This window comes from Candidatus Saccharibacteria bacterium (assembly GCA_016700315.1).
GTDB lineage: Bacteria > Patescibacteriota > Saccharimonadia > Saccharimonadales > SZUA-47.
Genome location: CP065013.1, coordinates 556,944 through 580,945, shown reverse-complemented (window position 1 = coordinate 580,945; position 24,002 = coordinate 556,944). Strand labels below are relative to the sequence as shown.

Genomic DNA, 24,002 nt, shown 5'->3' with positions numbered 1-24,002 from the left:
TTATGTTTAACTGCATGCTAAATTGTTAGCTACAAATTGCTCCAGATTAATTACCGTAACGATGTAGATTGGCTTCGTGTGCGCCAACAATTAATTTTGAACTATCATATGGCGCAGGCACGTAATTAAAAATTAAATTAGATTGTTCACCTGCCGTTTCAATAGTCAGCGTGCCAAAGTTAAACGCCCTAGGAAATATACCTTTCTGTCTGACCGTCACATCTTGTAGATCGCCTATGCTTAGCTGTGATATTTTTCGATTAAAAAGGCTGGTATAAACAATCTGAGCTAGCTTCTCGCTCGTCACAAAAATCACATTATTTTTATAAAGAATAGAATTGATAAAGGTCACGACTAATCCACTTATACCTAAAACTATACCGACCACAAAAAGTATAACTTGCGCCGAGCTAACTGATGCGGCAGAAATACCTACTACGTTTGTGCTGGACAAAAACGCAGCAACCAGTATCGGAATAAAGAGCAGAATTAGCGAAACAAATATGCCAACCACCCAAATAATAAGCAGACCAAAGGGGTGTTTACGGATTTCGAGAACCAATTGTTCGTTTTCATCGTACTCAATCAAATCAAAAAACTTACGCCCCATACTACTTAGTCGAGCACTAGCCTCTTCTCGGTGCTTTTTTAGTCCATCTTGAGTGGCCATTAAAGGCTCGGCGGGCAGTTTTGGTGTATCACTTGGGCCACCACCTTCCGGGAAGAAGGGATGAGGAATATCTTCGGCTGCCTTTGCAGCCTCGACTTGCGACTCAAATATCTGTTCTTTATCTGTCTTAGCGGGTGAATCCTGCATGTATGGCGGTAGCTTGTAGCCGTTGTCTCCCGTTTTTCTAGCTGTATTTAGTGGTTCCGGATCCATTAACAATATTATAGCAAGCTTGCTTGCGAATCCTGCTTACTTTTTTGGTCTTTGCCTAGATGTTTATATGCCTTAGGCGTTACCTTTCGGCCCCTCGGAGTCCGTTCGACCAAACCTATCTGCATCAGATATGGCTCATAAAAGTCTTCGATTGTTGTCATTTCGTCACCCAAGACAGCGCTCAGAGTATTGAGCCCTACCGGCCCGCCGCCGTGATTGTCTATAATTGCACTCAGTAGCAGCCTGTCGGCGGGATCAAGTCCTAGTTCATCGATCTCGAGCAATTTCAGAGCCTCTACAGTGATTTTGGTATCAATGATCCCATCTCCGTTGACGTCGGCAAAATCACGTACACGTTTTAGTAGACGATTGGCAATACGCGGAGTCAGCCGCGAACGGTGGCTGAGCATTGCGGCTGCCTCTTGATTGATCTTACTGCCAAGCAGCTCTGCGGAACGGTTAACAATCTGTGATATTTCATCTGGTTTATAAAACTCTAAGCGGTGCAGCATACCAAATCTATCGCGCAAAGGTGCAGCCAACGCTCCAGTTCTAGTAGTTGCACCAATCAGAGTGAATTTGGGAATATCCAACCTAAGCGAGCGCGCGCTTGGCCCCTTGCCGAGCATGATGTCGATTGCATAATCTTCCATCGCCGAATAAAGTACCTCTTCAACCGATCTATTGAGGCGGTGAATTTCATCAATAAATAGCACGTCACCATCCTGTAGGTTTGTGAGCAAGCTCGCCAAATCACCTGCCCGTTCGATTGCTGGGCCCGATGTAACTCGTATCTGAGCGCCCATCTCGTTTGCAATAATTGTCGCGAGTGTCGTCTTACCCAAACCAGGTGGCCCATAAAGCAAGATGTGGTCGAGTGCTTCTTTGCGTTTTTTGGCAGCCTTTATTGCCAGCTGAAGATTGTTTTTTATCCTATCTTGGCCGACGTATTCATTAAAGTTTTTTGGCCGCAGCACATTATCCATCCGCTGTTCTTCACGGCTTTCTTGCTCATCTGGCTCCGGCGTTACAATTCTCTCAATCGCCATACCAAAAACCCTTCGGGTTTCGATAGTTGATTGTTGATAGTTGATAGTTGATAGATAATTTCATCTATGTTAATTGTAGCAGTTACTTGTTAGATATGTCTTATGCCGTTTTCGTCGACGAAACCACGCGGATGCATAGCATTACCGATGAAGTCCGCCGCACAAACCCATTTTACTGCGCAGATGATAGATCCGGTTATACGTTGAGAGGGGTTATCTTCCGCTGCCATTAGTCCATAAAGAGCAGTCCCTAAAGAATCTATTTTGTGTATCCCTGACGAATGTAGAATTTCTCCGCTTCTCCTTGTGTGTATCAAATTTGCCGTAGCTCCTATAAGCTCAGCACAAGCCATAACGGCTAGTTTTGGTCGAGAATCGATATTTTTTTTAGCAACTTCGCAGGCTACTCTAACAATACTGATTCTGTCCACCACAGAGTCCAAGCCGCGACGAGTTGAAGTTTCTACATCAAGCCTTCTAGACACAACTCCGTCTAGTACATCAGCAAGTACAAAAACACCCATCTTTCTTCGAATACTCTTACCGTTTTTCACGTCACGCGCAATGTTATCAGCAATCGGCAGCCTTGCAATAGTTATTCCTACTGCAAATGCCTTGACTAAATTACTATAAGAAACTAGTTTATCGCTTTTTGATTTTTCCATGGCTAGACTTACTTTTTTTTCAAAGCTTGTTTAATTCGTGTTTCGGTTGGGAGAGTTTCATTAATACCAGAAAGAGCGGCCTGGGCATCGGCTTCACTATACCCTAATGCAACAAGTGCTTGCGCGGCCTCGTCCATTCTGCCAGTGCCCGCGCGCCCTACGACATTTTCGGCACCCTCACCAACAGGCGCACCGACTTTGTCTCTTAGCTCCACCACAACCTGCTCAGCCGCTCGTTTGCCGACACCTTTTGCCGATTGAAGCATACGAACGTCGCCATTAGCAATCGCCAATCTGACTTCGCCTTCGTTCCCTATATCCAAGATCGCTTGCGCAACCTTTGGGCCGACGTTTTTAACACTCAAAAGTTGTACAAATAAGTTCTTAGTGCTCTGTTCAACAAAACCAAACAAATCGTGCATATCCTCACGTATGTGCTCATAGATATAAACTTTTGCCTCTCTTCCAATTGAAAGTTTAGCCAGATCATTCAAGCAAACTCTCAATCCATACCCAACACCACCAACGTCCAAAACTACAGCTCCCTCGATAACTTCGGCAACGACTCCTCTCAAACTTGCAATCATACTCAAATTATACCACTCCCACTCCTCCCCTGTTTTTTATTCACCCCGTGTTCCTATCACCCGCTATAGCAGATCATAGGAACACGGATTATTTTGGATAGTTTTAGGCCTAAATCAGGTATTAGTAAGGTATTACTTTAAATTGAAGCGCGGTTTAAGGGCTTTGTCGTTCTCTAGGTGTGTTGTTTCGATGTAGCTTACGAAACGCCTTATGCTAAAGTGGTCGGCTGCCAATAAAACCTCATCTCGACATGGATCTGGATGAACAAAAACGCTGCGTTGGATTGGTATCATGCCAATCTTCTTAAGTTTAGCCGAAAATCCGTCACGCGAATGTTTCTTCTGTTCTGGAACGTCAAAAAAGACTATTCGCCACTTACCATCCCACTTTTCCAAAGGCTTAATTTCGAGATTAATATAGTCTAGATTTTTAAGGCGCTCTTTTGCTTTATTAGTAAGTTTCAGCCCATGCTCATAATCCCATGAAACTAAGTTTTTGTTTTTTACATACCTTAGTAATCGTTGAATTTCGCGCCTTCTTTCGCGCTCATCCATCTTCTTCAAGAATTTACTAAGCGGCTTGTCAAAAGCTACCCACGCGTTTGGGGCAACTAACGAAAGAGCAGTTACGCTACTGATAGCAATAAACTCCAAAAGCGCATCTACAGCTCTAGACCCTTCTGTTCTTTTCATGTTCCTATTATACGCTATAGCAGATCATAGGAACACGAAATGTGAAGTTCAAGAACTATGTCGACTACAGTGATGCTTGTAGCGATAACACTTGTAACAATAGTACTTGTAAAAAATAATTCTTGTAAAAATAATGCCGTAGCAATAATGCTAGTAATTTTATGTGATTATGAGTGAGGAGGAGTGGGTTAGAGCGGCAGCTAGCGCGTCGGCGCAGTCGTCGGGTTTAGGCTTAGTCTTGAGACTAAGTTGCACGCGCACCATCTCCTGGATCTGTGCTTTAGTAGCGCGTCCGTAACCAGTCATAGCCATTTTAATTTGGAGCGGCGTGTACTCATAAATTTTTACCCCTGCCCGCTCTAAAGCTAATAATATAACTCCCCTGGCCTGGCTCACATTCATGGCTGTCGTGACATTTTGTGCAAAAAATAACTTTTCAACGCTAGCTTCGTCCGGCTTGAGCTCATCAAGCAGCTCACAAAGGTTTTCGTATAGTTCATTCAAACGAGTCGGTACTTCATCGCCAATTTTGGTCTGGATCACACCTGCATCAAATAGTTTAGGTTTTCCTTTCGCTAGCTCAATCAGCCCAAAGCCGATCGTGCCACTCCCAGGATCAATCCCTAAAATTTTCATCCGACCAGCTCTTCTTTCTCACCGTCGACAATGATAGCCTGGCCGTCACGTAGAGTCTTATAGGGTAGACCAAGCTTATCAAGTTTTTCAATTTCTTTATCAATATCAGCACTCTCTGGATGTTCAGATTTGTAGTGCGGCTCAAACGTATAATTTATCACGCTAAGCCCATTGTAGTTTGGCTCTAGATTATAAGCCCGTTTGGTCATGGTTGGATCGTCGACTATGTCGTAGCCGATTAATGATGGCGACAGGACACAGCCAGCCGCACTGTAACCGCCATAGGCGAAGAGTTCTTTTTGCAGGCTATCCACCAATAATGAATCAAAACCACTCAGTAACATTGCCATCCTCAGAACAAACACATTTCCACCACGCACCCATACTAAGCCAGCGCCTTTCAAATCTTCTACTTGAATTGGGCTGTCAAAAAAATCTCTCAGATCAACCTCGAACGGCTCGAATCCTACACGAACTAAATCGGCTTTTTCTTCATTAGATTTTTCTTTTCTTTCGACTGGAATTTTGTAGTCTTGAGCATTAATAATCATTGCAACCTTTTTATTTTCGCCTACTAATTGGTGCAGTTTGTCACCATGGTCGCCAATTTTATAGGATGACAAGAAAAGTCTCATGCCAAATTCGTATGGGTATTTACCACGTCGTCTAGATCTTCGAGTGCTTCCATCAGTCGCATAAGCTTGGCTTCGGTAGACTCGTCGCTGATCTCTACGGTATTAAGTGGCTGATAAGTAAGCTCAGCGTCGAGAATTTCGACTCCGGCCGACCTGAGGTTATCTCGAACCTTACCAAGCTCTTTCGGATCAGTCACAATATGCATTTCGCCGTCCTCTTCGCTTGCGTCTTCCGCACCTGCATCAAGCACAGCTAGTAGCAGATCCTCGCCAGTTCCCCGAACGCGAATATTTCCTTTGCGCGCAAACTGAAAGGCAACCGCACCCTTCTCGGCCATATTACCACCATGCTTAGTGAAAGCCGTACGAACTTCTGGCAACGTACGATTGATGTTATCCGTGGCACATTCGACTAAAATAGCTGTTCCGCCTGGGCCATAGCCCTCGTACATAACCTCCATGAGCTGAGCAGCGTTTTTGTCGGCCACACGAGCTATAGCACGGTCGATGTTGCTCATAGGCATGTTGGCAGCACGAGCTTTTTCGATAGCTGTGTAAAGCGCAGGATTGAGTAGCGGGTCAGTCCCGCTACGAGCCGCGATGGCGATCATATTGCCTAATTTTGTAAAAACTGCGCCGCGCTTGGCATCGTTGGCGCCTTTTGCTCGTTTGATGGTTGCCCATTTGCTATGCCCTGACATGTGCCTACTCTCTTTCCTATCTTTGCTAACCCTAATTATAGCTTCACATCTGTTTTTTGGCTAGTTTGACTACGGCTAAACTTAATCGCTACTAAGATAACTAAGCCATACATTAGTATCATTGTAGTGAGCGTCGCCACAATCTGTACTGAGGCATGTGGCACACGTGAGAACAGCACACTACCATCCAATATACCTCTCAGAAGAATGTTGGCCGGCCAAGCCAAAACAAAACCAAGCTCCTTCAAGAACGGGATCATTCCGACCACGCCCGCCAGTGCCGTTAGGCCCATTGCTAGAGGTATTAAAGGTAGAACAAGCATGTTAGTAATTAGCGAGACCAGAGAAACTTGGTGAAAAACAAACATAATATACGGCAAGGTCATGGCCTGCGCACAAAAACTGCTGAGCACAATTTGAGCCATTATCTTAGGCTCTTTTTTCTTCCAAAATCTTTTTTGAATCGCTGGCGCTAACACCAAAACTCCAAAAAAAGCCAGAAACGACAAGTACCAACCGATGTCACCCCAAAGATTCAGTGGGTTCCATAAAGCAGAGCCAGCAGCTACAAGTAAAATTAAAACTAGGGGCTTAAAGTTTCTTCCATAATAACTAGCGACAGCCACCAGCATTGATACTACCGCAGCTCTGGCAATTGAAGCGCTAGTGCCAGCAAGCAGCACAAAAATGTTTATTAGCAGCAACGACAAAATAAGTCTAAAAAACTTAGAGCCACGCTTAAACTTTTTGTTAAAAACTTCGGCCATAATTGTCAGGTTGTACCCCGAGACTGCCACAATATGTGATAGCCCTACGATCCTCAAAACGTCTACATATTCTTTGCCGAGATCACTCGTCTGACCGATCAGCAGTCCAATACCGAACGACGCCGAAGGTTCTGGCAGAACCGTGTGTAGTGAAGCCAAAAACTTCCTCCTAGTCTTCTCGATAACTGAGCTACTGCGCTCTACGACCTTCATTTGTGCATAACTCATTCGAGCCTGTTTTCCGCCGATTGTCGGAAAAAGCTTACCCTCTACCTCTACCCGATCACCCCGCCGAACATCGCTTGTACCAAAGCCGGCAATTTTCGCCCTTCCTACAAGCCAATAACCGTCCTGATCTAACACTTGTATATGTGATGCATCGAAAGCAATTTGAGTTTTATCGTCGTACGAACCATCCGTATCGGCGGTTACTTCAAGTACCACTTTTTGACCGTATAGATCTTCATAATCGCCAAGACGTATAAGCGTTTTCGATGCACTCCACCAGCCAAAAACGAAGCAAGCCAACACGATACTCAGGATTTTAATCGGTCGATTTCGAGAAACAAATACAAGGGGTAAGAAAACCAGTGCCACATAAAGCCAGGAACCACTTAGCTGAGTAAGGCTAAGCTTGGCTGCTGCGACACCAACAATCAAAGCACAAGCGCCCACCGAAATAAGAGTAGTACGCTTTATCCTTCTCATAGTCAGTATGATTGTTGCAGTTTATGACAAAGAATAAAATTGCTTATGCAAAGTTTTGTAATTTTCTTAACAAAATTGACGTTATTCGTGGTATAAAATGGTTAGAGAAAGAGAGATTCATATGGCAAACTGGGACAAAATAGGTAGCAGCGGCAACGTAGAAGACAGGCGTGGTGCAGCAACGCAGTTTGCTCTGGGCGGTGGCGGTATGGGACTGGCGGTTCTGGCAATTGTGACGCTTTTTAACATTTTTAGTGGAGGCCAAACTAATATCCCGGTTGACGAAATCCTAAATCAGTTGCAACAGGTTAGTGTCCAGCAACAGCCCAAACAAGATGCTACACAGTTTCAAGGAGTCGACAGTTATGAGAAGTTTGCATCGACTGTTCTAGGTAGCACCAACGATGTTTGGACGAGCGTTTTCAAGCAGAAGAACAAAGTTTACCAGCCTAGTAAACTTGTGTTGTTTAGAGACGCTACTCAGTCTGGCTGTGGCTTTGCCACCAGTCAAGTCGGCCCGCACTATTGCCCCGTCGATCAGACAATTTATCTAGATGAAACATTTTTTGATGAGCTTACTAAGCGTTTTGGCGCAAAAGGAGGTGATGTAGCCCAGGCTTATGTTATCGCGCACGAAGTCGGCCATCATGTCCAGAACCAACTTGGTATTATGGACGAGCTAGAGTCTACTCAAGCTCGTGGTTCTCACCAAGCCAACAAAGTTTCGGTTCAGGTTGAGCTCCAGGCCGACTGCTTCGCTGGAGTCTGGGCTAATTCTCTCAAAGACGTAGGAGTGTTTGAAAATGGCGAAATCAATGAGGCGATCGATGCTGCAGCAGCCGTAGGCGATGATCGAATTCAAGAAAAAGCCCAAGGTTACACGGACCCAGAAAGCTGGACGCACGGCTCAAGTGAAGAGAGAGTTTACTGGTTTAACCAGGGCTACGAAACTGGCCAACCCAGCAAATGCAGCACTATCTAAAGACTAAATTTATTAGCTATCAATCATAAACAATACCCATCTTCCGATAAGGCATTATTTTGGAGGGACATCGTACAAACTAAAGCAACTATTTTTCAGGAAAGAAGCTCAGACAAAGCCATTTTTATTTGTTTGACTTGTTTCTGCTTTCTGGAGTCTGCTTCAGCGGCATACTCTTTGCTCATATTATTATGTTCTTCGATTAGGTTATCCCCGACATAAAGTGAAGCTGCCGAAGGTACATCAAAATGTTTTGAAACGGCGAAAACTGTCGACGCCTCCATTTCAACACCAAAATAACCGTCTGCAGACCACTTTTTTACGTCATCTAATGTTTCACCTATCATCGCCTGGCAGGTTACAATCGGGCCATTCCAAACTTTTGTTCCGTCTTCAGCCAAAGTTTTTGAAATTTTTTCACTTAGGTTTTTGTCTGAGGTATGTATATTACTTTCCCTATTGTATATTTTAGCGGAGCTTTCTTCGCCATAACTACTGCCAGGAACTACAAAATCACCTTGTTTCATCCCAAGTTTTAGCCCACCACAAGAACCAAGTAGAATATTTTTCTTCGATCCAAATAAACAGGCCCAGTGTAAATACTCGCTCAGCCAAGCACCTCCGTATCCAATTGCAAACCAGATGTTTTTGTTGCCAACTTTTAGTTCTTTCGCAAATCTAAGAAATTCATGCGGCATTTCATTTAATTCTGCTTCAAGCCCAAGGTCTTCTAATGCTTCTTTAAGTTGCGACAGCACCCCTTGCTCATAAAGTGTTCCATAGCAAAGCATAGCATCAACTTTGTAATTATATGGGAATCCTAGGTGCTCACGATATTGTTCTGCGGAGATATTTCTATACATTTTGTTAGTATAGCAAAAAACGGAGCTAATTATCTCTGTTTTGAGCATAGACTGGAGGGGCCACTGGGACTTTTGATTCACAAGTCAAAATGCGTTGCATTTTGCTCGCGAACCCGGCTCGCGGTTGGACGAGTAGCGTCCAACAACGCTCCGCCCGTTCAAGTCCCACGCAAGCCAAGCAGTTGGCTTGCTTTGCTATCTCCAAATAAAAACCCCAGCATGTCTGGGTTTTTTATTTGGAGGGACCACTGGGACTTGAACCCAGGACACCCTGCTTAAAAGGCAGGTGCTCTAACCAGCTGAGCTATGGTCCCCTACTAATCGACGCTTGATCTACACTTTATATATTCAACTATGACATAGATAAATATAACAGGGGTAATTATCTCAAAAATATCTTTAAAAGTAAAGGCTAATTAATGCTCGTGTTTTTTGTGGTGGTCACGGTTGCGGCCAGGATGCATGATAAAAATGCCAAGCAAAAGTCCAGTAGCAATAATAATAGTTTGATAATCACGTATTATTTTCGCAACATTAGAACCGTTATAGCTGACTACCCAAGCGCTCGGCAAAAACCTATCAGCGACCAAAAGTGCAGAAAGCCCAGCCAAAACTGCCAGCAGAAGATGCAGTACAATTAAAGATTTTTTGACGCTTCCAGAATAAAGAACCGCCACAAAAACTAGTGGCAGCAAAAAAACGATCAACGACATGTAGTCGATACCGGTTTTTGGCAGCAACCCGTTTACTACTTGCGCCGCATCAGCATCCAAGAACTGCTGAAGCAGAACACTCACTGCTACGCTGAAAAAAAGCATGGCGCCATTTGTGCGCAAAAACGCCACCAAAACAAGCGGGATACCCACAAAAACAGCCAGCAGAATATAAGAAGTCATATACTTCAACTATAGCACAAGCGTTATATTTACCCCGTTACAAGGACTGTCCTTGTAAGAATCGCACTAGAATTTGGTTTGAACCCCAATGATTAGACCGTTTTTGAGAGCTTGGCCGGCTGGCAGCTCAAGTACGTAGCGCGCTGCTGATTTTGGGCAAAACTCTTCGGGGTACGAACTTGGGCTAGCCGCATATTTTGCATCGACAATACGCTTCTTTGAATCCAACCACAATATATCAATATCAAACTTCATGCCCTTCATCCAAAAACAGTACCTATCTGACTCGATATCAAAAACGAACAGCATTGCGCTGCTTTCAGACAAGCTCGACCGCCCAGAAAGTCCCTGTACCCGCCCGATTTCGTCGTCACGCACCTCCAGATTCAGCCTTTTGCCGTTCGGTAATATAAGAACTCGTCCGTTGTCCAAAAATACATAATAAGTGAGTATGGCAGCAGCCAACAGCGCTAGAATTAACTCAACAGATTCGATCAAGCTAAATCTACGCGCCGACACGATCTTTTTTGCGTCGGCCACGGGCGTTTTGCTCAACATAATCAATAATCTTTTCTGCCACATTGCGCCCAGTTACAGTTTCGATACCAAAACCAGGGCTAGAGTTCACTTCCAAAATCAGTGGTCCCCTACTAGAGCGCATTAAGTCAACGCCACAGATTGACAAGCCCATAGCTCTAGCTGCTTTCAAAACAACTTTGCGCTCTTCATCCGTCAATTTAACCGTAACTCCCTCACCGCCCTGGTGAAGATTAGAACGAAAATCATCATCAAGACTTTGGCGCTTCATGCTGGCTACGATCTTGCCGCCGACTACGAAGGCACGAATATCGGTTCCGGCCGATTCCTTGATAAATTCTTGCAGCAAAATGTTAGTCCCATCGTCATCCATGACGTAGAATGCCTGTAGTACACTTTTGGCGGCCTTCTTGGTTTCGGCGAGAACCACGCCGTTGCCATGAGTACCACGTGCCAATTTGATAATTAGCGGCGCACCGCCAACTTCTTCGATAACATCGTCTACATCACTGGCATCACGCATAAATACCGTCTTAGGAACGCCTACCCCCGCCCTAGCCAGAAGCTGCAGGGTACGAAGCTTGTCTCGAGAGCGTACAATAGCCATCGAACTAGCTGTTGTGTAAACTCCCTGCATTTCAAACTGTCGAACGATTGCCGTACCATAGCGCGTCATGCTGCTAGCAATACGCGGGATAACCGCATCGAATTCGGTCAAGGCCTCACCTCGGTACATCACTACTGGCTTATTTTGGGCAATCGAAGCATAGCATTCACTATATTTAACCACTACTACTTCATGCCCACGGAGGCGTGCTTCTTCTTTCAGCCTCTTAGTGCTGTAGTTACCTGGACCGTTTGAGAGGATAGCAAATTTCATATTTCTTTATTATACAACAATTCTTCGTCAAGTGGAAGTGCAATATGATTTTTCTTAAGATCTACACGATTAATAATGCTTATAGATGTATCGACAAGAAATCTCTTATTAAGTAGTTTTCTTCCCATAAGTACCGGGTATGGCTTCTTACTTCTATCGGCCAGCGTAAACGAAGTTGTAAATTTTCTACCCGCTACAACTGTTTTTAAACGTATCTCGTATCTTTTTTCACGATGCCCAAACGAGTTTTCTATCGTTACTTCTTTGAAATTTTCAGTCTTGTATGAATGATTTTGTTTTACCGATGGATGGTGGGACATGATATCTGCCACTAGATACACCCTACCCGCTTCATTAATAATCTTAATATTCTCAGCGTGTATTGCAGACCGGTATGCGCCTGTATCGGTTTTGGCTGGTATGTTGAACATACCGAGGTCGGGTAGTTTCATCACCTCTGAGCGGCCGACGGTTTTTCTTTTTGTCAGTAGCATGCCTCATATTATACGCACTATTGGCGTTTTGAAAATGATAATATGTATCCATGCATATAGCTATTGTTGGCAAAAACTACAAAGGACTAAGAAACTACCTAAAATCCAGAGGGTACACGTACACGGTATTAAGAGACAAGATCAAACAAGACGGAAAGCACAGAAAAAACACAGTCTACATAGATTTTAACGACCTAGAAAACGAAATTCGCAAGATAGAACAACTGCCAAAAATCGATGCCTGCATGGCCGTGTACGAACAATACGTCGAACCTTGCGCTGTAATAGCACGTGCACTAAAATTACCAGGTTTACCAATCGAAGCAGCCGCTGCTTGTACCGACAAGTCAAAAATGCGGGAACTATTTGCCAAAGCCCCCAAAAAAATCAGTCCAGCGTTTAAGAAAATTAGTTCGGAAAACGATCTGATAGAGTTTGCAAAAAATAGTAGCTTTCCTTTAATTATTAAACCCACAAATCTAGCCAAAAGCCTACTAGTTACAAGGTGTGATGATTTGGAAGAACTAATCGGCGCCTATAATGCGGCCAAAGAAATAGCTCCAAAGATTTACGCGAAGTATGCCCCTAGGGCTTCCTTAGAAATGATAGTAGAAGAGTTTATGGAAGGTTCAATTCATTCTATCGATGCTTACATTGATAAGAACGGTAAGGTAAGCCTTTTGGACGATATCGTTGACTATCAGACTGGTTATGATATTGGCTTTGACGACAACTTCCATTATAGTCGTGTGATTCCTAGCAAGCTAAGTCATTCGATACAAAAAGAGTTCAGAGATGTAGCAGTAAAAGCTGTAGAGGCATTGGGTATGAAAAGTTCAGCGGCTCATATAGAGATAATTGTTACCATAGAGGGCCCTAGAGTTGTTGAGATTGGTGCTCGTAACGGCGGATATCGGGAGCGAATGCATGAACTAGCCAACGGAATAGACATTCTGGGCAATCAACTATCAACTATTTTGGATCAACCCTTGGATATTACTCCGAAAAAAAACGAACCGTGTGCAGTACTAGAGCTATTCCCAAAAACACCAGGGATCTTTTCTGGAATTCAGAATGAGGATTTACTGAAAGGCTTGCAGTCGTTTAACTATTTGTCCATTAAGCCCAAGATCGGAGATTTTGTTGGTAAATCATCCCAGGGCTACAAAGCCTCGGCAGTAATTGTACTGCACTCCAACGATAGTAGCGTCTTCCAGAATGATTTGCAATTTGTGAATGATCAAGTCTGCGTAACTACCAAATTAGTTTGACTATTTTTCTTATTCATGCTATTCTATATTTATGTCCAGCCTCGATTCTTTGAAAATTGTTTCCATAGGTGGCGGAGCGAACACTGGTGAGTTACTTAAACTTAGCATAGATTTGGTTGGTAAAGAATCAAAAAAGAAGGCACTTGTTGTACCGACTGCAAGACCCAATCCTGAAGGTGTAACTAATACGTACAAAAAATTTGGCGGTTTCTACCAAGATAGGGGTATCGAGACCGCTTTAATGCACGACTTCTGGTCATTCCCAGATGACACTCGCCAACAAGAGATGCTAGATGAAGCCGATATCTTATACGTATCTGGCGGTGATACAGCCACAATGATGAGAGTATGGGAATACTTCGGCTTCACTGATAATCTGAGACACTATATCATGGCAGGTAAAGTTATTACTGGTATATCTGCAGGAGCAATAGCACCATTTAGATGGGGACACAGCGACTCAAACAGCTACCCTGAGCCAAAGAACAAACACTGGTCATTCATACCAGTTGCCAGCTTAGGAATAATTAATGCAGGCATAACGCCTCACTATAATACAACCCCTGAGGGTAAGATTACCTCGAGAGAGGATGATTTTCATCGAATGTTCAAAGAACTCGGCGAGAACTTTGGTACACGGTTTGGCTTCGGGATAGACAATGATGCAGCATTAGTCATTAATGATGGAAAAATCACTCCAGCGACATCTTCGCCGAACTGTGGAGTAAGCTTAATATCAGTCGACAACAACGGCCAACTAGAGAAACATAGGCTAGGTGAAGACGCTGGAATAATCGACTTAGCCGGTATTTAAGAATAGCGGGTTAACGCTTCAACTTTTTTTAGATGGCTGGGCAAAGTAGGGTCAAACTTTGCACAATCGACAAAATCCATTATCTGTTCAATGCTCAGACCTTTTGCAAGTTTCTTCTCTATATAGCTGCTAGCCTTGATAAAACCAGATAGATAAACAATGTCTTTAGTGTAGATTCCTACGTGCTTTTGACCGTTTACTCCTCTAAAAACTCGGTTTGTGTGAGCTATGACTTTCTTAGCCAGATCTTCTGTTGTCATCTTTTCACTTGCAGGCAACAAAGAATTTCTTACCAATTCTCTAGAGTATACAAACTCAAGTATCTCGGCTCTAGGCTTCTGGACACCATCAATTATTCCGAGGGCCAGCGCTACGTCTACATATCTATCAACGATGCGATCGGGCAGATACCCGCACACAGAAAACTCTTTTAGCATCGAAAGTCCTTCCTCGAAAACCAAATAATTTGGTAGGCCGACTCTGCATTCTTCAGATATACTAGCACCATTAACACTCCTAACAACGTGGCCTAGTAATTCATGGGCGACATTGCCAGTGAACTCCTTTTTGTGCATAGCTGCTCTACCAAGTCCAACTTTGATTAATCTATCCTGAGCATTTACAGAAATCGCGGAGCTTGTTTTTTCAATTTTTACCTTCCATCTATTCCACTCACCCGCGAAATTACTTTGTATATCTTCGAGCAGCATCTCATATCCTCTGAAAACATCTTGCGGTTTAAGCCACAGGGGCGCAATGCCTTCTGCCTTTTTAAGGACAAAACCATATTTATAATCGAGATACTCCTTTACTAAACCTGCAACTTTTATGAGATTATCGGATACGATTTCGTTATTTACCGAAGTGGCATTATATTTTCTAAAATACATATTTAGGTTTGCATACAGGGCATCATCTAAGTTCGTACTTTCGAATCTTGCTCGTTGCAAACCAAAGAGTCGAGTAGCTAAACTCACGTCAGGTAAGCCAAAAAGCCTTATGGAACTTTGTGTATATGCATTAGATTTTCGTGTTACCTCAGATCTAGTTTTAGCGAGCTTGAGTTTCTCGGCTGCTTCTATTAGTCTTTCGGAGGCTTTTTTATATTCACTACTAATATCTAGTGTCGTTTCTTGGACCATTATTAGTACTCAACTAGCGTTCTTTACTCTCTGGTATGCGAGGTAAATTACGGCTATCAATACGATCAAAATCAACGCAATCATCGTGAAAAAACCGTCTCTAATTTTTGCTTTGTTCATATATAAACTTTAGCATTATAATGATCAATTTTGAACCCTAAGTCCGCTATAATTCGTGATGTTTTAGGCGAACCAGCCGGATTTTTTGGATTTGGTTTTGAACTGCACCAAGAGTTCACGCTGTTCCCGGCTAAGATCGGTTGGGGTATCAACCACTACCGTAACTATGTGAGCACCACGCCCGTCACCACGCATGTGTGGGACTCCATGACCACTCAGTTTGAAGTCTGTACCGCTCTGCGTACCAGCAGGGACTTTCATGCGTACAAGTCCGTCGACAGTGTCAACCTCAATCTCGGTTCCAAGAGCAGCATCTATCATTGTCACGTGTTCTCGACTTAAGATTAAATCACCTTCGCGCGTGAACTTTTTGTGCGGCTTAACTCTGATATTTACGTACAGATCGCCTTTGGGGCCGTTAGCTATAGCTTCGCCGTGCTCACGTAAACGAATGGTAGCGCCGTCGTCGATGCCTGCGGGTACATTCATCTTAATCTTTTGCTCACGACGTTTGACACCAGCACCCTTACAGACAGAACAAACCTTTTCGGGTGTTTTGCCGCGGCCTTTGCAGTCAGGACAAATGCTAGCCTGCTGAATATTGCCAAAAATTGTTCTGGTCGCCGTCATAACCTGGCCGTTTCCTTTACACGTTTCGCAAGTTTTTAGTTCGTGGCCTGGCTCGGCGGTTGTTCCTTTGCAGTGTTCGCAAGTATCGTCGAGGCTCAGCTTCAGCTCGGCCTCAGTGCCAAAAACCGCTTCCTCGAAACTAAGATTTAGCCCCGTTTCTACATCGCGACCACGCGCCTGCCTTTGGCCTCGACTTGAACCGCCCATTCCTCCACCAAAAAAACTACCAAAAATATCGCCCAGCCCTAGATCACCAAAGTCAAAATGCATTTCCTGTCCGCCGGCTCCACCGAAACCGCCGCCAAAAGGATTACCACTAGCCCCGCCGACACCAGCATGACCAAACTGATCGTACCGCTGTCGTTTGGAGGAGTCTTTTAACACCTCATATGCTTCATTTACTTCTTTGAATTTGGCCTCATCACCGCCCTCTTTGTCTGGATGAAGCTCAATCGCCTTGCGACGAAAAGCCTTTTTGATCTCGTCATCAGAGGCGTTTTTTGCAACACCAAGCACTTCATAATAGTCTCGTTTTTCTGCCATTTATTGATTCCCCGTAAAGTGTTTAATTATTGTTGAGTCGTCAAATGTAATCGTCTTACTCACCTGTGCGGCAACTGATCTATTTAGACTGCCCGAATAACATAGATAGCTAACCGTAATACCTGTTTGTAATTTTGCGTTTAAGGCCGGTATCAAGTCACTATCGGATGATGCCAGTACAATTGCTTCCTTCTGCTGTGATAGAACCAAATCAGTCGCGACCCTAACATCCACACCCTTTTCTTGGAGTACTAATGTTTTTTTACCACAATGAATGCACTTGTTCGACTCTCTAACGCGTAGATAGCCCGCTTTTATAATCTTTACATTGTTGTTTGTAAGATCTGCTAGCCATTTTCGGTTCGACAGGTTGATAAGGTCAATATTATTCTTAAGCTTAATTGGTAATTTATAATTGGGTTTCTTGATCTTAGTTGTGTAATAGGCTATTTCTATGTCTTTTTGCTGCAGAACGTCTTCTATAAAAGCTCTCAAATCAAATTTGAAGTACGCATTCTTCTCGGAAATTAATGATGACTTTAGCAATACAGCAGCAATCTGATGCCGAAAGTTCTCCCCATCAACTAACACTTTCATAAAACATCCTCCAATAAAAAGCCCCGCTGAGACCGAAGTCAACACGGGGTGCTGTGACATTATGATAGCAAATTGACCCATTAAAGTCAATATTCTTGGGGCTATAGATCTTCGGTGACATACACATATTTTAGCACTTTAGACCTTCGAGTGCCAAATTAAAACCTGGGCTTTTCAACCCCGTTTTTCTACACCGTTGGCCAGCAAAATATCTGCTTGTTTGTGAGCCTCTGCCAGGATCTCCAGCTCGTCCACTTCTGGCTTTTTGTATGCCCGATCCCAATAATAAAAGAGCGCAGAAACCAGACCGATAATTAACCCGGCACCCATCACGACCGCCGAAATTACTAAACTTCGATTATTACCTGGGCTGGCAATACCACGACCGTACATCAGCATCACTATACCCAACAAACAACCAATCGAACTAAGTATTCTTCTCATGGTTATATTTTACTAAAAATTGCACAACTTTTTTTATCTGCAACATGTAGGGCTTTGTAACTACCCAAAACGGCAGACCCCCCCCCCCCCCCCCCCCCTCCATCCCCCCCTCCCCCCCCCGCCCCCCCCGGCCCGCCCCCCCTCCTTCCCTTTCCCCCCCTGTTTAATTCCCCCCCCCCCCCCTTTCTCCCCCCCCCAACTTTCACACCTTCTTTATGGTTTCCCCCCCCCCCCCCCCCCCCCCCCCCCCCCCCCCCCTGTAACAATCCTTTTCGCGGCTCTTGGACTCCAGGAGACTACTTTTCGTCTTTGTCGTCGACGACTTCGCCTTCGACGGGTTCGTCTTTGTCTTTGTCGTCAGAAGATTCCTCCTCTTGGCTCTTGTCTCCTGTCTCTTGGCTCTGATACATTTTGGCGCCAATCGGCATTATCTTGTCGTTGAGTTCTTTTAGGGCAGCTTCGAGTGCATCTTTGTCGGACTTTTCGTCGGCGCTCACCTTGCGGGCGGCTTCTACAGCCTCTTCGAGCGTCTTTTTGTCGTCATCGCTAAGCTTGTCGCCGTTGTCGTTCTTTAGCTTTTCAGCTTGGTAGGCAGAGTTCTCGAGCATGTTGCGGGCTTCTACTGCTTCGCGTTTTTTCTTGTCTTCTTCGGCGTTAGCTTCGGCTTCTTTGGCCATTTTCTCAACATCGTCTTTACTAAGATTGCCGCTGTTTTGAATGGTAATGCTCTGCTCTTTGCCAGTGCCTTTGTCTTTGGCGGTAACATTCAGAATACCGTTGGCGTCGAGGTTAAATGTTACCTCAATTTGTGGCACACCGCGCGGCGCTGGAGCAATCCCGTCTAGGATGAAGCGGCCCAGGCTTTTGTTGTCGGAACTCATTTCGCGCTCACCTTGCAGGACATGGATTTCTACCTGATTCTGGTTGTCAGCAGCAGTACTAAATGTTTCACTCTTGCTGGTAGGAATAGTAGTATTGCGCTCAATCAACTTGGTTGTCACGCCACCTAAAGTTTCGATACCCAGCGATAGTGGGGTTACATCTAGCAGCAGCACATCTTTGACGTCGCCGGCTAGTACACCGCCCTGAATTGCAGCACCGACGGCTACAACTTCATCTGGGTTAACGCCCTTCATTGGTTCTTTACCAAAAATCTCTTTTACCTTAGCTTGCACGGCAGGCATGCGGGTCATACCACCGACAAGTACTACAGAGTCTATGTCTTTGGCGGTAAGTTTGGCATCTTTAAGAGCCTTTTTGCATGGTTCGGCAGTTTTGTCGATTAAGTCTTTGACGAGACTTTCTAGCTTAGATCGTGACAGCTTGTACTCGAAGTGCTTAGGCCCGTCGGCATCGGCTGTCAGGAATGGCAAGTTGATGTCAACTTCTTGTGCGGTCGAAAGCTCAATCTTAGCCTTCTCAGCTTCGTCTCGTAAGCGCTGCATGGCAGCCGTGTCATCGGTTACATCAATGCCAGATTCCTTCTTGAACTCATCGCTTAAGTGATTGACAATGACGCGGTCAAAGTCGGCACCACCAAGATGAGTATCGCCGTTGGTACTTTTAACTTCGAAGACGCCATCACCAAGTTCGAGAACAGACACATCGAACGTACCACCACCGAGGTCGAACACCACAATCTTTTCGTCGCCTTTGGCCTCTTTGTCCAGGCCGTAAGCAAGTGCTGCTGCTGTTGGCTCGTTAATAATGCGCTTAACTTCGAGACCAGCAATTTTACCAGCATCTTTGGTAGCTTGGCGCTGACTGTCATCAAAGTAAGCGGGCACGGTGATCACTGCTTCGGTGACTGGGCCGCCCGTGAATGCCTCGGCGTCTGCTTTGAGCTTAGCCAATATCATGGCGCTGATTTCTTCTGCGCTATATTCTTTATCGCCCATTTTAACTTTTGTGCTGTTGCCGCTTTTGATAATTTCGTAACCCATGAGTTTGAGGTCTTTTTGAACTTCTTTGTCGCTAAACTTTCGACCAATGAGTCGTTTAACCTCATAAATTGTGTTCTTAGGGTTTGTTACCTGTTGTCGGCGGGCAACCTGACCGACTAGTCTTTCGCCTTTTTTGTTAACAGCTACTACACTGGGCGTCGTACGAGCGCCTTCGCTGTTAGCAATGATTTCAGACTTACCTGACTGCATAACTGCCATGGCGCTGTTAGTTGTTCCGAGATCGATACCTATTATTTTACTCATTTCGCTTCGCCTAAAGGCTTCAGAAGACAAACCTACGGTTTTTCTTCTGACCGTGCCGGGTCGAAATAAATTCGACTCGGACTACACTTTTCCCTTTAGGACTCTCCTTTCAAATATTTTAAATTAGCACTCTACTGTGTAGACTGCTAATATTGTAGCAAAAACAAAAACTAGCAGTCAAGACCTTTGAGTGCTAGCTATCATTTTACTTTTTTTAACCCCAGCTTCACATAACTCCTAATCTGTAGTCTCATCCAATTAGCAGAGGTTGCGTCAGCAGCCTCTGTTGTGGTTTTGTGTAGTGTATTGAGGGTTTCTTTGGTTGTAGCTGGTAGCATATTAATCCGCTGAGTAGGTTGACTACGAAGTTGTTAGGGCTTCGGTGTCTAGTGTGTTCGATCTGTTGGGTATTTTAGCCTACCGGCAATTTCGTGTTGGTTTTGGGCTCTCGGTTCTCGTATAAAGGTACCATTCTACTAAGCGTCTTTGATGCTCCTCTTTCATGCCTCGGTGCAATTTAAGTTTGGTTCGGAGCTGGGAGTTAATACCCCCTTCAAGGTAATTGGTTGTTCTGGGGATCGGCTGTTGGTTTGTTTGGGTTAGCAGACCGCTGTCAAGGTATGTGAATAGCTGTTGATCTCTCACAAGCTTACTAAGTTGTCGGTGGGCACTTCTCAAGCGTTCATGACTATAGCGCCATTTGCGTTGACCTGGCCTTGGATTTGGGTTGACCGTGCGCTCCCGTATAAAGTCACCATGGAGTTCTTCCCAGACTTCTAGCTTAGATTGCCAGCGAATAACATCCTCTTGAGCGTGTAGTCCTTTGAGCAGAATTTTGGTTAGCAGCAGTAAGTACTTACCAGCTTCGGTTTGAGGGAATAGAGTCAGCTTGTTTCGGACATTCTGCCAAACATGGAAGTGACAGCGCTGTATCTGTGCTGTCGGCCAGTTTCTTGCAATGGAAACCAGAATACCTTTTTGACCATCACAAACAACTACCGTTGGTGTGGGTAGTGTGCTAAGGAGCTTGTCCCAAGTCGTACCAGCTTCGTATAGCGCCCAACACCAGCTAACAACGTACTGCGGCGTACGAGCAATCAGACAAACAAGATTACCAACTCGAATACCGTCTAGTAGCAGGATTGGATAGACTTCACCACTTAGTATTGGCTTGGGGGCAACCTGCCAACACCATGCAGTCTGTGCTCGCCAGGTGCGAGCCGCTACACCAAGCTCTTCCTGAGATTGTTTACCAAGGAGCCAATTAACGAACCGCTCCAGCAGCAAGGACTTAGATAGATCTGGTCTGGCACGGATACAAGTACTAGTGCAACTTGAGCATCGCCAGCGAGATGTGCCAGCATTCGTCCTACCCCACTTTTGCAGCTTATGTTTGCAGGTGCTGCAATACCTAAAACCTCGTTGTTTCATACAATAAGTAATGTCTGACGACATTACTTATTGCTAATTAACAGAGGTAAAACTGATTAAAAACCAACACGTTTTTGCCTATAGCTCGGTATTTTTGAGCTGATCGTTGATGGTCTCGATGATGGATCGCTTTCTCAGCATCAGTTTATCCCAGAGGCTCATCAGATGATTCTTCATGTTGCGTCTAATGCCTGTGATGAGATGAACACCCTTTTGGAGTGGTGAAAGAAATAGCTCGTGTCCAATGTAACCTTTGTCAGCATAGAGTTTGCCCGTTAGCTTTTCTGTCAGTTTGAGCATCAGTGCTTGATTGTTGTCTGGGGCGTGACCTGGTGAGAGCAGGAATGAGATGATCTCACCTCGTTCATTGAAGGTCAGATGCAGTTTCAAACCAAAGAACCAGCCCATGGAGCTCTTGCCTCTGGTTGCAATGCCTTTGAAGACTCGATGCTTCCAGATCCGCTTGTTGTTACAAACATCCAGTGTCGTACTGTCCACGAAGTTGACGAGTGTGGCTGGTGCGAGAAGACTGATCATGAGAGCAAGGAGTGGCAACATACTCTCACGCATCAGTCTGAGGAATCGTGTATAGCTAACCCTGTTTGGGAAGGCATCAACCAGATGCATGCAGATATGTTCAAGGTAGTATTTCTTGAACTGACGATAGCCGCTGGCATGAAACCAGATACAGATAGTCAGTCATTACTTCAGAGAGTGTCATGGCACCCTGTTTGTTACGAACCCGTTCTCCAGATTCAATCTGTTTTGATCTCCACTCAGGCTCAAATTTCTTGCAGAACTCGTCAACGATGTAGAATAGTGTTACTAGCTCCATATACGTGTCTCCTTTTTGTTTTATGTTTTGTTACAGAAACAGAATAACAGGGCTGACGCCCTGTTATCTACAAAACAAAATGGGGACTCTTATGTGAAGCTGGGGTTATACTAGGCGGCGGGGCTTGTCTCATTCAACATTTTTCCTCAAAATAGGTTCTAGCGGAGTTGGCCTCGGACACGCAACACCCTCGGCCGAGGGGTCGGGGTGAAACGAGCCAAGGACTTACTGCAAGGCAATCAAGTCTTGAAAACTTGTTTTCAAAGATGTTATTGCGGGCCGGCTGAAAGTCGGTCGAACCTCTCACGACCCTCCGTAACTTCCGTCTTAAAAAAAGACTTTCTCTATGGTGCAGAAAGTCGAAGTATACTTCGATCTTTATCACCAAACTAAGGCTTAGATATTGTTAGTATCCGTATGCTCGAACAATCGTAGTTTTTTAATTTTTTCTTGGTTCTAAGAAAACGATTACTACGGTCAAGATCAAAATCAGCAGTCCGCTTATTAAAAATGCTTTAAAAGAAGTAGCCAGCAACTGATCGGAAGCGTTTTCGATGAAGACGAAAGCTTTACTGGGGCCATTTGATGCGACATGTGGCATACTTAAGTAATTGAATGGCACTAAGATCAAAAGCAGAATGTAAATTTCTTTAGCTGTTTTAGTAGTAGACATTTGGTTATTAATTATCTTTACGGCGCTCGACCTTGCGGCTAACAACAGTAATACTACAAATGGCAACAGAGGGATCGCAGTAAAAATAAACAAATCTTTTTGAAAAGCTATCATAGCACACAAAAACCCTACTCCAAACACTGCTAATTTTGATAAGTATAATTCTTCTTGCTGTTTCACTAGCTAATAATACACGAATTGTGTTAATGTTAATACTATAATGATTAAAAAAATACTTGTAATATTAACTATTATACTAATTATATACTTAGCCAGTTTAAGTATTACTAAATAAAGTAAAGGATAAATTAGTAATGGATATTATCGCAAAAATGACAATGTACAGTTGTTCTAGAGTACTCGACTTTAAAGATGTGATCACACTACTTTTAATATTTGTAGCTATAATAATAATTGCTAAAGAGACTAAAGCTAATAAATCAATTTCAAATCCTGAAATGAAAAAATCCTTACATCAAAAAAATGTAAGAATGATTTTAGTTTTAGCACTTATAATCGTCATTTTCAGGTCTTTTGCGCCTGATATGTATAAATGTCTTTAGAACTAAGTAATGAAACCTAGTCCTATATACAAACATTAAGCTGTAGGATTATACTGGGGGCAAACGATTTCAAACTTTAAGAAAGGTGTGGGCTGCTGAGATGAAAAATAATCAAAAGGGTTTTGGGGTTGTAGAAATACTGGTTGTTATTGTAGTGATTGGTTTGCTTGGTACTGTTGGCTGGCTCGTCTATAACCGCCAAAAAACTAAAACAACTGAATACCCAACCTCCCAAACCAACACTATTGAGCAGAAGGAAGAGGCTACTGCTGAGCCCACGAATAAAACTGACCCTAACGGGGGTTACTTTGTAGTGAAAGAGTGGGGACTGCGCTTCAAGGCCCCTAGCGGCTTGACTGACATCAAGTACACAATTCACGGTGATACATTGGCTTTCTTTGCCAAGCCTACCGGGACAGATGTTCAGTATAGGACTGATTATGACAAGTACGCTGACGGTCTTTCAGAATACGCAATAGGTAACCTATACAGATCTACTAATAGCACAAAGCCTTTTGCTGGCGATATGATCAAAGAAGGTAAGAAAGTTGGCCCCTACTATTATTACACTGGCTGGGCTTTCAGTAGTCTTGCTACAGGGGCAGCTTGTGTTGGTACATACGGTGATGCTGAAAGCAACTGTCAACCAGAAGGTACAGCGTTCCAGCTAGTCAATCAGGGCGATACAGCACTGCTTAATACGATCGAGCTAGCTCAGTAGTTTGATTTTGGTAAGATTTCGGTCAAGTCCTGGCA

28 protein-coding genes and 1 tRNA gene are annotated in these 24,002 nt (G+C 44.1%); 5 read left to right on the top strand and 24 right to left on the bottom strand.

The genetic code is table 11. The annotated features are described in order from the left end of the window. Positions 1–46 precede the first annotated feature (46 nt). From IPO96_03010 to IPO96_02970, 9 genes are all read right to left on the bottom strand, one after another. Positions 47–883, bottom strand: a complete 837-nt coding sequence (locus IPO96_03010; protein ID QQS64528.1) for a PH domain-containing protein — start codon at positions 881–883, stop codon at positions 47–49. 8 nt (positions 884–891) lie between these two features. Beyond that, on the bottom strand, positions 892–1,932 hold the full coding sequence (ruvB, locus tag IPO96_03005; GenBank protein QQS64527.1) for a Holliday junction branch migration DNA helicase RuvB: 1,041 nt from the start codon (positions 1,930–1,932) through the stop codon (positions 892–894). A gap of 89 nt (positions 1,933–2,021) precedes the next feature. Further along, entirely contained in the window at positions 2,022–2,597 is a 576-nt protein-coding gene (locus tag IPO96_03000) for a CDP-alcohol phosphatidyltransferase family protein (protein QQS64526.1), read from the bottom strand. Between the two features lie 8 nt (positions 2,598–2,605). After that, positions 2,606–3,184 (bottom strand): Holliday junction branch migration protein RuvA, encoded by a 579-nt coding sequence (gene ruvA / locus IPO96_02995; protein QQS64525.1) that lies wholly within the window; start codon positions 3,182–3,184, stop codon positions 2,606–2,608. Positions 3,185–3,316: 132 nt separating this feature from the next. Beyond that, a complete protein-coding gene (locus IPO96_02990) occupies positions 3,317–3,877 on the bottom strand; it encodes a hypothetical protein (protein QQS64524.1) in 561 nt (186 codons plus the stop codon). 159 nt (positions 3,878–4,036) lie between these two features. After that, positions 4,037–4,513, bottom strand: coding sequence for a crossover junction endodeoxyribonuclease RuvC (gene ruvC / locus IPO96_02985; protein QQS64523.1), 477 nt, complete (start codon positions 4,511–4,513; stop codon positions 4,037–4,039). Further along, on the bottom strand, positions 4,510–5,148 hold the full coding sequence (locus IPO96_02980; GenBank protein QQS64522.1) for a Type 1 glutamine amidotransferase-like domain-containing protein: 639 nt from the start codon (positions 5,146–5,148) through the stop codon (positions 4,510–4,512). The genes ruvC and IPO96_02980 overlap by 4 nt, the downstream gene beginning before the upstream one ends. Next, the gene (locus tag IPO96_02975) at positions 5,145–5,849 is read right to left on the bottom strand and encodes a YebC/PmpR family DNA-binding transcriptional regulator (GenBank protein QQS64521.1); all 705 of its coding nucleotides are present in this window, start codon (positions 5,847–5,849) and stop codon (positions 5,145–5,147) included. The genes IPO96_02980 and IPO96_02975 overlap by 4 nt, the downstream gene beginning before the upstream one ends. Positions 5,850–5,884: 35 nt before the next feature. Beyond that, positions 5,885–7,324, bottom strand: coding sequence for a ComEC/Rec2 family competence protein (locus tag IPO96_02970; protein QQS64520.1), 1,440 nt, complete (start codon positions 7,322–7,324; stop codon positions 5,885–5,887). Between the two features lie 121 nt (positions 7,325–7,445). On the opposite strand from IPO96_02970, the gene IPO96_02965 reads away from it, so the two are divergent. Beyond that, the gene (locus tag IPO96_02965; protein QQS65413.1) at positions 7,446–8,306 is read left to right on the top strand and encodes a zinc metallopeptidase; all 861 of its coding nucleotides are present in this window, start codon (positions 7,446–7,448) and stop codon (positions 8,304–8,306) included. Positions 8,307–8,401: 95 nt separating this feature from the next. Here IPO96_02965 and IPO96_02960 read toward each other — a convergent pair whose 3' ends face one another. The 6 genes from IPO96_02960 to IPO96_02935 all read right to left on the bottom strand — a co-directional run bounded on the left by IPO96_02960 (position 8,402) and on the right by IPO96_02935 (position 11,976). Beyond that, a complete protein-coding gene (locus IPO96_02960; GenBank protein QQS64519.1) occupies positions 8,402–9,169 on the bottom strand; it encodes a hypothetical protein in 768 nt (255 codons plus the stop codon). Positions 9,170–9,406: 237 nt separating this feature from the next. Continuing rightward, positions 9,407–9,483, bottom strand: a tRNA-Lys gene (locus IPO96_02955). 102 nt (positions 9,484–9,585) lie between these two features. After that, positions 9,586–10,065 (bottom strand): hypothetical protein, encoded by a 480-nt coding sequence (locus tag IPO96_02950; protein ID QQS64518.1) that lies wholly within the window; start codon positions 10,063–10,065, stop codon positions 9,586–9,588. A 66-nt stretch (positions 10,066–10,131) separates the two neighbouring features. Further along, positions 10,132–10,623 (bottom strand): DUF192 domain-containing protein, encoded by a 492-nt coding sequence (locus tag IPO96_02945; GenBank protein ID QQS64517.1) that lies wholly within the window; start codon positions 10,621–10,623, stop codon positions 10,132–10,134. Continuing rightward, positions 10,571–11,482 carry a 30S ribosomal protein S6--L-glutamate ligase gene (gene rimK / locus IPO96_02940; protein ID QQS64516.1) on the bottom strand — a complete coding sequence of 304 codons (912 nt, stop codon included), beginning with the start codon at positions 11,480–11,482 and terminating at the stop codon, positions 10,571–10,573. Before rimK ends, IPO96_02945 begins: the two co-directional genes overlap by 53 nt. Further along, a complete protein-coding gene (locus IPO96_02935) occupies positions 11,479–11,976 on the bottom strand; it encodes an ATP-dependent zinc protease (GenBank protein ID QQS64515.1) in 498 nt (165 codons plus the stop codon). Before IPO96_02935 ends, rimK begins: the two co-directional genes overlap by 4 nt. Before the next feature lie 50 nt (positions 11,977–12,026). Here IPO96_02935 and IPO96_02930 point away from each other — a divergent pair, with 50 nt between their 5' ends. Then, positions 12,027–13,247 (top strand): ATP-grasp domain-containing protein, encoded by a 1,221-nt coding sequence (locus tag IPO96_02930; GenBank protein ID QQS64514.1) that lies wholly within the window; start codon positions 12,027–12,029, stop codon positions 13,245–13,247. 31 nt (positions 13,248–13,278) lie between these two features. Continuing rightward, positions 13,279–14,061 carry a Type 1 glutamine amidotransferase-like domain-containing protein gene (locus IPO96_02925; GenBank protein ID QQS64513.1) on the top strand — a complete coding sequence of 261 codons (783 nt, stop codon included), beginning with the start codon at positions 13,279–13,281 and terminating at the stop codon, positions 14,059–14,061. Here the strand turns inward: IPO96_02925 and IPO96_02920 are convergent. The 9 genes from IPO96_02920 to IPO96_02880 form a co-directional block, all read right to left on the bottom strand. Continuing rightward, on the bottom strand, positions 14,058–15,203 hold the full coding sequence (locus tag IPO96_02920; protein QQS64512.1) for a DUF1704 domain-containing protein: 1,146 nt from the start codon (positions 15,201–15,203) through the stop codon (positions 14,058–14,060). The two genes, IPO96_02925 and IPO96_02920, sit on opposite strands and share 4 nt — an antisense overlap. A gap of 183 nt (positions 15,204–15,386) precedes the next feature. Continuing rightward, the gene (dnaJ, locus tag IPO96_02915) at positions 15,387–16,496 is read right to left on the bottom strand and encodes a molecular chaperone DnaJ (protein ID QQS64511.1); all 1,110 of its coding nucleotides are present in this window, start codon (positions 16,494–16,496) and stop codon (positions 15,387–15,389) included. Continuing rightward, a complete protein-coding gene (locus IPO96_02910) occupies positions 16,497–17,093 on the bottom strand; it encodes an NYN domain-containing protein (GenBank protein ID QQS64510.1) in 597 nt (198 codons plus the stop codon). Positions 17,094–17,267: 174 nt separating this feature from the next. Then, positions 17,268–17,537 carry a hypothetical protein gene (locus IPO96_02905; protein ID QQS64509.1) on the bottom strand — a complete coding sequence of 90 codons (270 nt, stop codon included), beginning with the start codon at positions 17,535–17,537 and terminating at the stop codon, positions 17,268–17,270. Positions 17,538–17,833: 296 nt separating this feature from the next. Continuing rightward, complete coding sequence (gene dnaK / locus IPO96_02900; protein QQS64508.1) at positions 17,834–19,744, bottom strand: molecular chaperone DnaK; 1,911 nt, start codon at positions 19,742–19,744, stop codon at positions 17,834–17,836. A 417-nt stretch (positions 19,745–20,161) separates the two neighbouring features. Then, positions 20,162–21,175 carry an IS1249 family transposase gene (locus IPO96_02895; protein QQS64507.1) on the bottom strand — a complete coding sequence of 338 codons (1,014 nt, stop codon included), beginning with the start codon at positions 21,173–21,175 and terminating at the stop codon, positions 20,162–20,164. Between the two features lie 78 nt (positions 21,176–21,253). Further along, entirely contained in the window at positions 21,254–21,874 is a 621-nt protein-coding gene (locus tag IPO96_02890) for an IS982 family transposase (GenBank protein ID QQS65412.1), read from the bottom strand. Continuing rightward, entirely contained in the window at positions 21,813–22,010 is a 198-nt protein-coding gene (locus IPO96_02885) for a hypothetical protein (protein QQS64506.1), read from the bottom strand. The genes IPO96_02890 and IPO96_02885 overlap by 62 nt, the downstream gene beginning before the upstream one ends. A gap of 439 nt (positions 22,011–22,449) precedes the next feature. After that, complete coding sequence (locus IPO96_02880) at positions 22,450–22,863, bottom strand: hypothetical protein (GenBank protein ID QQS64505.1); 414 nt, start codon at positions 22,861–22,863, stop codon at positions 22,450–22,452. A 134-nt stretch (positions 22,864–22,997) separates the two neighbouring features. Between IPO96_02880 and IPO96_02875 the strand changes: the two genes are divergently transcribed. Both IPO96_02875 and IPO96_02870 read left to right on the top strand, forming a co-directional pair. Continuing rightward, on the top strand, positions 22,998–23,246 hold the full coding sequence (locus tag IPO96_02875; protein QQS64504.1) for a hypothetical protein: 249 nt from the start codon (positions 22,998–23,000) through the stop codon (positions 23,244–23,246). Between the two features lie 100 nt (positions 23,247–23,346). Beyond that, positions 23,347–23,967: a prepilin-type N-terminal cleavage/methylation domain-containing protein gene (locus IPO96_02870; protein QQS64503.1), complete on the top strand. Its 621-nt coding sequence runs from the start codon at positions 23,347–23,349 to the stop codon at positions 23,965–23,967. Positions 23,968–24,002 lie beyond the last annotated feature (35 nt).

What these genes read in the sequence shown, in the direction of transcription:
- IPO96_03010 (QQS64528.1), bottom strand. Translation starts at nt 883, where the DNA reads ATGGATCCGGAACCACTAAATACAGCTAGAAAAACGGGAGACAACGGC.
- rimK (QQS64516.1), bottom strand. Translation starts at nt 11,482, where the DNA reads ATGAAATTTGCTATCCTCTCAAACGGTCCAGGTAACTACAGCACTAAG.
- IPO96_02930 (QQS64514.1), top strand. Translation starts at nt 12,027, where the DNA reads ATGCATATAGCTATTGTTGGCAAAAACTACAAAGGACTAAGAAACTAC.
- ruvC (QQS64523.1), bottom strand. Translation starts at nt 4,513, where the DNA reads ATGAAAATTTTAGGGATTGATCCTGGGAGTGGCACGATCGGCTTTGGG.
- IPO96_02980 (QQS64522.1), bottom strand. Translation starts at nt 5,148, where the DNA reads ATGAGACTTTTCTTGTCATCCTATAAAATTGGCGACCATGGTGACAAA.
- IPO96_02910 (QQS64510.1), bottom strand. Translation starts at nt 17,093, where the DNA reads ATGAAAGTGTTAGTTGATGGGGAGAACTTTCGGCATCAGATTGCTGCT.
- IPO96_02975 (QQS64521.1), bottom strand. Translation starts at nt 5,849, where the DNA reads ATGTCAGGGCATAGCAAATGGGCAACCATCAAACGAGCAAAAGGCGCC.
- IPO96_03000 (QQS64526.1), bottom strand. Translation starts at nt 2,597, where the DNA reads ATGGAAAAATCAAAAAGCGATAAACTAGTTTCTTATAGTAATTTAGTC.
- IPO96_02960 (QQS64519.1), bottom strand. Translation starts at nt 9,169, where the DNA reads ATGTATAGAAATATCTCCGCAGAACAATATCGTGAGCACCTAGGATTC.
- IPO96_02925 (QQS64513.1), top strand. Translation starts at nt 13,279, where the DNA reads ATGTCCAGCCTCGATTCTTTGAAAATTGTTTCCATAGGTGGCGGAGCG.
- IPO96_02945 (QQS64517.1), bottom strand. Translation starts at nt 10,623, where the DNA reads ATGTTGAGCAAAACGCCCGTGGCCGACGCAAAAAAGATCGTGTCGGCG.
- IPO96_02885 (QQS64506.1), bottom strand. Translation starts at nt 22,010, where the DNA reads ATGGAGCTAGTAACACTATTCTACATCGTTGACGAGTTCTGCAAGAAA.
- IPO96_02905 (QQS64509.1), bottom strand. Translation starts at nt 17,537, where the DNA reads ATGAGAAGAATACTTAGTTCGATTGGTTGTTTGTTGGGTATAGTGATG.
- dnaJ (QQS64511.1), bottom strand. Translation starts at nt 16,496, where the DNA reads ATGGCAGAAAAACGAGACTATTATGAAGTGCTTGGTGTTGCAAAAAAC.
- IPO96_02895 (QQS64507.1), bottom strand. Translation starts at nt 21,175, where the DNA reads ATGAAACAACGAGGTTTTAGGTATTGCAGCACCTGCAAACATAAGCTG.
- IPO96_02920 (QQS64512.1), bottom strand. Translation starts at nt 15,203, where the DNA reads ATGGTCCAAGAAACGACACTAGATATTAGTAGTGAATATAAAAAAGCC.
- IPO96_02935 (QQS64515.1), bottom strand. Translation starts at nt 11,976, where the DNA reads ATGCTACTGACAAAAAGAAAAACCGTCGGCCGCTCAGAGGTGATGAAA.
- IPO96_02875 (QQS64504.1), top strand. Translation starts at nt 22,998, where the DNA reads ATGGATATTATCGCAAAAATGACAATGTACAGTTGTTCTAGAGTACTC.
- IPO96_02870 (QQS64503.1), top strand. Translation starts at nt 23,347, where the DNA reads ATGAAAAATAATCAAAAGGGTTTTGGGGTTGTAGAAATACTGGTTGTT.
- IPO96_02950 (QQS64518.1), bottom strand. Translation starts at nt 10,065, where the DNA reads ATGACTTCTTATATTCTGCTGGCTGTTTTTGTGGGTATCCCGCTTGTT.
- ruvB (QQS64527.1), bottom strand. Translation starts at nt 1,932, where the DNA reads ATGGCGATTGAGAGAATTGTAACGCCGGAGCCAGATGAGCAAGAAAGC.
- IPO96_02990 (QQS64524.1), bottom strand. Translation starts at nt 3,877, where the DNA reads ATGAAAAGAACAGAAGGGTCTAGAGCTGTAGATGCGCTTTTGGAGTTT.
- ruvA (QQS64525.1), bottom strand. Translation starts at nt 3,184, where the DNA reads ATGATTGCAAGTTTGAGAGGAGTCGTTGCCGAAGTTATCGAGGGAGCT.
- IPO96_02970 (QQS64520.1), bottom strand. Translation starts at nt 7,324, where the DNA reads ATGAGAAGGATAAAGCGTACTACTCTTATTTCGGTGGGCGCTTGTGCT.
- dnaK (QQS64508.1), bottom strand. Translation starts at nt 19,744, where the DNA reads ATGAGTAAAATAATAGGTATCGATCTCGGAACAACTAACAGCGCCATG.
- IPO96_02965 (QQS65413.1), top strand. Translation starts at nt 7,446, where the DNA reads ATGGCAAACTGGGACAAAATAGGTAGCAGCGGCAACGTAGAAGACAGG.